General features: G+C 51.9%; 6 protein-coding genes and 1 pseudogene. All 7 read right to left on the reverse strand.

Features of this window, described 5'->3' with window-relative positions:
• Nucleotides 1-31: 31 nt before the first annotated feature.
• The gene (gene kdsA / locus J1785_RS04180; protein WP_015689950.1) at nt 32-886 is read right to left on the reverse strand and encodes a 3-deoxy-8-phosphooctulonate synthase; all 855 of its coding nucleotides are present in this window, start codon (nt 884-886) and stop codon (nt 32-34) included.
• Between the two features lie 95 nt (nt 887-981).
• Nucleotides 982-1,791 carry an invasion regulator SirB1 gene (sirB1, locus tag J1785_RS04185; protein ID WP_129951338.1) on the reverse strand — a complete coding sequence of 270 codons (810 nt, stop codon included), beginning with the start codon at nt 1,789-1,791 and terminating at the stop codon, nt 982-984.
• 2 nt (nt 1,792-1,793) lie between these two features.
• Complete coding sequence (locus J1785_RS04190; RefSeq protein ID WP_129951339.1) at nt 1,794-2,183, reverse strand: SirB2 family protein; 390 nt, start codon at nt 2,181-2,183, stop codon at nt 1,794-1,796.
• A 52-nt stretch (nt 2,184-2,235) separates the two neighbouring features.
• The gene (prmC, locus tag J1785_RS04195) at nt 2,236-3,069 is read right to left on the reverse strand and encodes a peptide chain release factor N(5)-glutamine methyltransferase (RefSeq protein ID WP_217218878.1); all 834 of its coding nucleotides are present in this window, start codon (nt 3,067-3,069) and stop codon (nt 2,236-2,238) included.
• Nucleotides 3,069-4,151, reverse strand: coding sequence for a peptide chain release factor 1 (prfA, locus tag J1785_RS04200; protein WP_129951341.1), 1,083 nt, complete (start codon nt 4,149-4,151; stop codon nt 3,069-3,071). The genes prmC and prfA overlap by 1 nt, the downstream gene beginning before the upstream one ends.
• 32 nt (nt 4,152-4,183) lie before the next feature.
• Nucleotides 4,184-5,446: a glutamyl-tRNA reductase gene (hemA, locus tag J1785_RS04205; RefSeq protein WP_129951342.1), complete on the reverse strand. Its 1,263-nt coding sequence runs from the start codon at nt 5,444-5,446 to the stop codon at nt 4,184-4,186.
• 266 nt (nt 5,447-5,712) lie between these two features.
• Nucleotides 5,713-5,790: pseudogene (locus J1785_RS26660) on the reverse strand (STM2901 family protein); the annotation flags it as partial.
• Nucleotides 5,791-5,859 lie beyond the last annotated feature (69 nt).

Here is a 5,859-nt window from a genome sequence, read left to right on the forward strand (position 1 = left end):
GGTCGCCTTTGTTTTATCTGCACATTGTCAGTTATTTACTGGTATCGAGCGCCGGGAAGCTTTTCACCAGATCGTCGATGGCTTTCATCTGGACCAGGAAAGGTTCCAGTTTATCCAGCGGCAATGCTGACGGACCGTCACATTTTGCATGAGCCGGATCTTCATGAGCTTCAATGAACAGACCGGCGATGCCTACCGCCATACCTGCACGCGCCAGTTCAGCGACCTGAGCACGACGACCACCCGAAGCCGCACCGAACGGATCACGGGTTTGCAGTGCGTGCGTCACGTCGAAGATCACCGGATGGCCGCCAGTGGCATTGATCATCACATTCATGCCCAACATGTCGACAACCAGGTTGTCATAACCAAAGTTGCTGCCGCGATCGCACAAAATCACCTGATCGTTGCCGCCTTCTTTGAATTTATCGACGATGTTACCCATCTGTCCCGGACTGACGAACTGTGGTTTTTTCACATTAATTACTGCACCGGTTTTCGCCATCGCTTCAACCAGATCGGTCTGACGCGCCAGGAAGGCCGGTAACTGAATCACATCAACCACTTCAGATACAGGCTGTGCTTGCCAGGATTCATGCACGTCGGTGATGATTTTCACGCCGAATGCTTTTTTCAGCTCCTGGAAAATTTTCATGCCTTCATCCAGGCCCGGGCCACGGTAGGAATGAATAGATGAGCGGTTGGCTTTATCGAAAGACGCCTTGAATACGTAAGGAATGCCGAGTTTCTGCGTCACAGTGACGTAATGCTCACATACACGCATCGCCATATCGCGCGATTCGAGTACATTCATTCCGCCGAACAATACAAACGGCAGATCATTGGCGACTTTGATGTCCTGAATGCTAACCACTTTATGTTTCATGCTTTGGCCTTTTTAGTGATAAATCTTTCATCCGGAAGTTATATAACGGATTGTTCTGGAACGGCATTCCGGATGTGATGTAAGGTAAGTATAAATTAGTGCAACGTGACTTGCTTGTGCTCAATCGAATGGATTTGCACTTTAATCACCTCTGAAATCGGGTCTTCCGGGCACTGCTCAACAAAATAGTTAAGATCAGAGATCGCCACATGATCGCATTCCAGCTGGGCATAAATCAGCCCGCGATCGCGGATTTCATACGGATCTTCCGGATCGAACTGCAGTACCGTTTCACTGGCGCGCAGGGCCAGTTCAAACTGTTTTTCTTCCATCAGCGCGGCTTTCAGTGTATCGAGCATTTTGCGAACGATCAGCGTGTTTTCCGCTTCTTCCAGATCGTCATCTTCTATTTCCGCCATCACGCCCAGATTCCCTTTCAGCCACACACTGAGCATATGCTCGTTGAGTGTATCGCCGTTGATCGGATTCAGCAGCCACATTTCTTCGTCAAGCCAGTCGGCACGCAAGATAAGCTGAGTGGGGAAAATTACCGGCATCAGCGGCAAACTCAGTTCATGGGCAATGTGCAGAAAAATCACACCCAGTGAAACCGGTGTACCCTGGCGCGAGGACAGTACTTTGTCGATCCAGATAGCGTCAGACAGACGATAAACGCCCCCCGCGCCACCAAAACCCCAGGTGCGGTAAAACAGTTCAATCAACACTTCGAGCTGCTGATCCTGATCAAGCTCTTCGGGAACGACGCGGCGGGCTTCATCGACCAGTGCCTGCAACTGGTGGCGAACGTCGTCCGCATTGAAATCGAAACGCACGGCTTCCGTTACTTTGATCACGCCGGTACTGAGCCGGGCGGTGTTAAATTCAAAATCAGCAAGGGTACTCATAGTTATCCCATTAGCAGCGGTATTTTCGTCAGCGCCAGTTTAAGAATCAGATACAAGCAAGCGAGCGCCAGAATAAAGGCCAGCCAGCGGGTGTTCTGGCTAACAGGTCGCTTGCTCAGAGCCACAAAACCCAGCGCGATATAGATAATAACGCCAAAAATCTTTTCGGTCAGCCAGGTTCCCTGAGGGCTGAACGGATAAAAGTGTGTGATGAAGATAAGCGAAATACCACTTAATAACAGTAAAGTATCCACCATATGCGGAACGATCTTCACCCAGCGTTTCTGCATCATAGCAGAACCCGCCCATTTCCAAAAAAATCGTAAAACAAACAATACAATACTCAGGGTTACAGTGAACAGATGCAGATACTTGATCCAGACATATGCCATGGCCCGTTTCCTTTAAATTTACTTTTTTGGATTGATTTTCTTAGAATCCGCGTTAAGGGTGCCACTGTCCGAGGCTGACCCGATCGTTATCACCATAGTCTTTAATCGTCGCGATCTGCTGATAACCGGCATCGTGCAATAACGTCTGGACGTCAGCCGCCTGCTGCCAGCCATGTTCGAGCAGTAACCAGCCTCCCGGATGAAGATACGCGGGTGCAGCCTGAATAATATGCGCCAGATCAGCCAGACCGGCATTTCCTGCCACCAGCGCACTGGCGGGCTCAAAACGCACATCCCCTGCCGCCAGATGCGGATCGGCGGCATCGATGTACGGCGGATTACTGACTATCAGCGCGAAACGCTCACCGGCTACCGGTGAAAACCAGCTGCCGTGCAAAAAAAGCGTATTCAGGATATTTAACTTCTGCGCGTTATGTCGCGCGAGCCGGACGGCATCCGGTTGCAGATCGACACCGGTCACCTTGCAGTCAGGGCGTTCGCTGGCCAGCGCCAGTGCAACCGCGCCGGTTCCTGTGCCGAGATCCAATATACTGACGGGTTCAGAAGGCAGACGGGCCAGTGCCTGTTCGACTAAGCATTCGGTATCAGGACGGGGAATCAATGTCGCGGGAGAGACTGACAGAGGCAACGACCAAAATTCACGCTCGCCGGTCAGATAAGCCACCGGTTCACCCTGCTCACGTCGCGCAAGCAAAGTATCCAGGCGTTGCAGTTGGTCGGCCGTCAGCGGTGTTTCACCAAAAGCTATAATAAAAGTTCTTGCCCGGCCGGTCACAAAGCCGAGCAAAATTTCAGCATCCCGCTTCGGGCTTTCACCCGCAGCAAGACGGCAGGCAGCCTCACGCAGCCAGGACTGAAAATCCATCAGTCCTGCTCAGATAACGCGGCGAGCTGATCGGCCTGATATTCCTGCACGATCGGCTGGATCAGACTGTCCAGTTTGCCTTCCATCACTTCATCCAGACGGTAAATGGTCAGATTGATGCGGTGATCAGTGACGCGCCCCTGGGGGAAGTTATAGGTACGGTTACGATCTGAACGGTCACCGCTGCCAAGCAGGTTGCGGCGCGTCGAGGCTTCTTCAGCCTGACGTTTTGCCACTTCTGCCGCGCGGATACGCGCGCCCAGCACAGACATCGCTTTGGCTTTGTTTTTGTGCTGTGAACGTTCGTCCTGACATTCCACCACGATACCGGTTGGAATATGCGTAATACGAATGGCGGAATCGGTGGTGTTAACATGCTGACCGCCAGCGCCCGATGAGCGGAAAGTATCAATACGCAAATCACCCGCGTTGATTTCCGGCAGTTCAGCTTCCGGTATTTCTGGCATGACTGCGACGGTACAGGCCGACGTATGAATGCGTCCCTGAGATTCCGTTTCCGGCACACGCTGGACGCGGTGGCCGCCTGACTCAAACTTGAACTGACCATAGACGCCATCACCACTGATTTTGGCGATCACTTCTTTATAGCCACCGTGCTCGCCTTCGCTGGCGCTCACAATTTCCACCCGCCAGCGGCGCGCTTCGGCGTAACGGCTGTACATCCGGAATAAATCACCGGCAAAAATAGCCGCTTCATCACCGCCGGTTCCGGCGCGAATTTCAAGGAAGCAACCGCGCTCATCATCGGGATCTTTGGGTAATAACAGAAGCTGTAGTTTTTGTTCGAGTTCTTCGATAGTCGTTTTGCAGTCTTTGATTTCTTCCTGCGCCATTTCGCGCATCTCAGGATCATCGAGCATCATTTCAGCCGCTTCTAAATCGTCCTGCGCCTGACGCCAGGCAAGGAAACATTCAGAGACGGCGGTTAACTGAGAATACTCGCGGGAAAGACTGCGGAATTTATCTTGATCGGCGATAACGCCGGCATCGCCAAGCATCGCCTGCACTTCTTCGTGGCGCTCTTGTAACGCTTCCAGTTTGGCAACAATAGAAGGCTTCATGCGTGGTGTATAACCCTGTGAGAAAAGGAGAACTATTGCTGACCCAGCCCGAGGCTGTCGCGTAAAATTTGCAAACGCTCCACGTCACCGTCGCTGGCTGCCTGTTGCAATGAACGGGTTGGCGCGTGAATAAGACGGTTTGTCAATTGGTGAGCTAATTCATGGATCACCGCTTCGACGTCAGCGCCCTGCGCAATGGCAGCCAGAGCTTTGGCCTGTGCGTCGGCGCGAATGATATCAGCACGCGAGCGATAATCACGAATAATTTCAACGGCTCCCTGCGAACGCAGCCAGGCCATGAAATTGGAACTCTCCTGCTCAACGATGGTTTCCGCCTGAACAGCCGCGGCTTTACGTTGTGCAAGATTGTTTTGAATGATGCTGTGCAGGTCATCGACACTGTACAGATAGGCGTTAGGCAGCTTACCCACTTCCGGTTCAATATCGCGCGGAACGGCAATATCCACCATCAGCATGGGTTGGTTACGGCGGGCTTTTAACGCACGTTCCACCATGCCTTTCCCGATAATGGGCAGCGGACTGGCGGTAGAACTGATGATAATGTCGGCTTCCGCCAGACGGGAATCGATATCCTGCAGGCTGATCACTTGTGCATTCACTTCGGTCGCCAGCGCCTGCGCACGTTCACGCGTCCGGTTGGCAATCATCATATGACGCACATTATGCTGATGCAGATGACGCGCGACCAGTTCGATCGTTTCACCCGCACCGACCAGCAACACGCTCACATCAGAAAGGGATTCGAAAATTTGGCGTGCCAGCGTACAGGCAGCAAACGCGACAGAAACGGCGCTGGCACCGATATCGGTTTCCGTACGCACTCGCTTGGCCACGGAGAAGGATTTCTGGAACAAACGCTCCAGTTCACCGGAAACCGCCTGCCCGTTTTGTGATTCTGCGAAGGCTTTTTTGACCTGCCCGAGAATTTGCGGCTCGCCCAGTACCAGAGAGTCCAGCCCGCTGGCAACACGCATCAGGTGGCTGACCGCTTCATTATCATGATGCCAGTACAGGCTTTTGCGCACTTCATCTTCACTCAGATGATGGTAATCGCATAACCACTTCACCAGCTGTTCCTGCAGGTTTTCCTGCTGCTCAACACTCAGGTACAGCTCAGTGCGGTTGCAGGTAGACAACACGACGCCGCCCTGCACCAGCGGTTGCTGGAGCAGACTGGAGAGCGCCTGATCGAGGGTCTCGGGTGAGAATGTTACCCGTTCACGCAGAGACACCGGGGCGGTTTTGTGATTGATACCTAATGCAAGCAGGGTCATAGGGAGAGCGATTTTCGGCTTATACTTTATAATAGTATGGGTTTACGTCTGTTGCGCATTCTACAAGATGCGCGAGATCAATAAAAGGTGAACAGCATCTTCGGTTAAATATGATGTGGGTTTATGTCTGTCCTGGGTAAAAACCGCACAGATAGCGGCTTGCAGCATGATTTTTGGAATGTATCGCCCATGCTGTTATTCCTGTTATTTATTTGCATTCAGCGCAGCATTGCCCCCCCAAGAATTTTCATCGCAATGCATCATCCAAAAAATAATTCGCCTGCACTTAAATTTGATGTTCCATCGTAAAAATAAGTTCCGTTTAATTGCTCAACCGTATCCATTCGTTATATCCATTCAATTTGAAGGGTTTTAAAATACTCTTGGTGGCTGTTGCAGGCAAGATTGTAAGG

The sequence above is a fragment of the Rahnella perminowiae genome (assembly GCF_019049755.1).
GTDB classification, from domain to species: Bacteria; Pseudomonadota; Gammaproteobacteria; order Enterobacterales; family Enterobacteriaceae; genus Rahnella; species Rahnella perminowiae.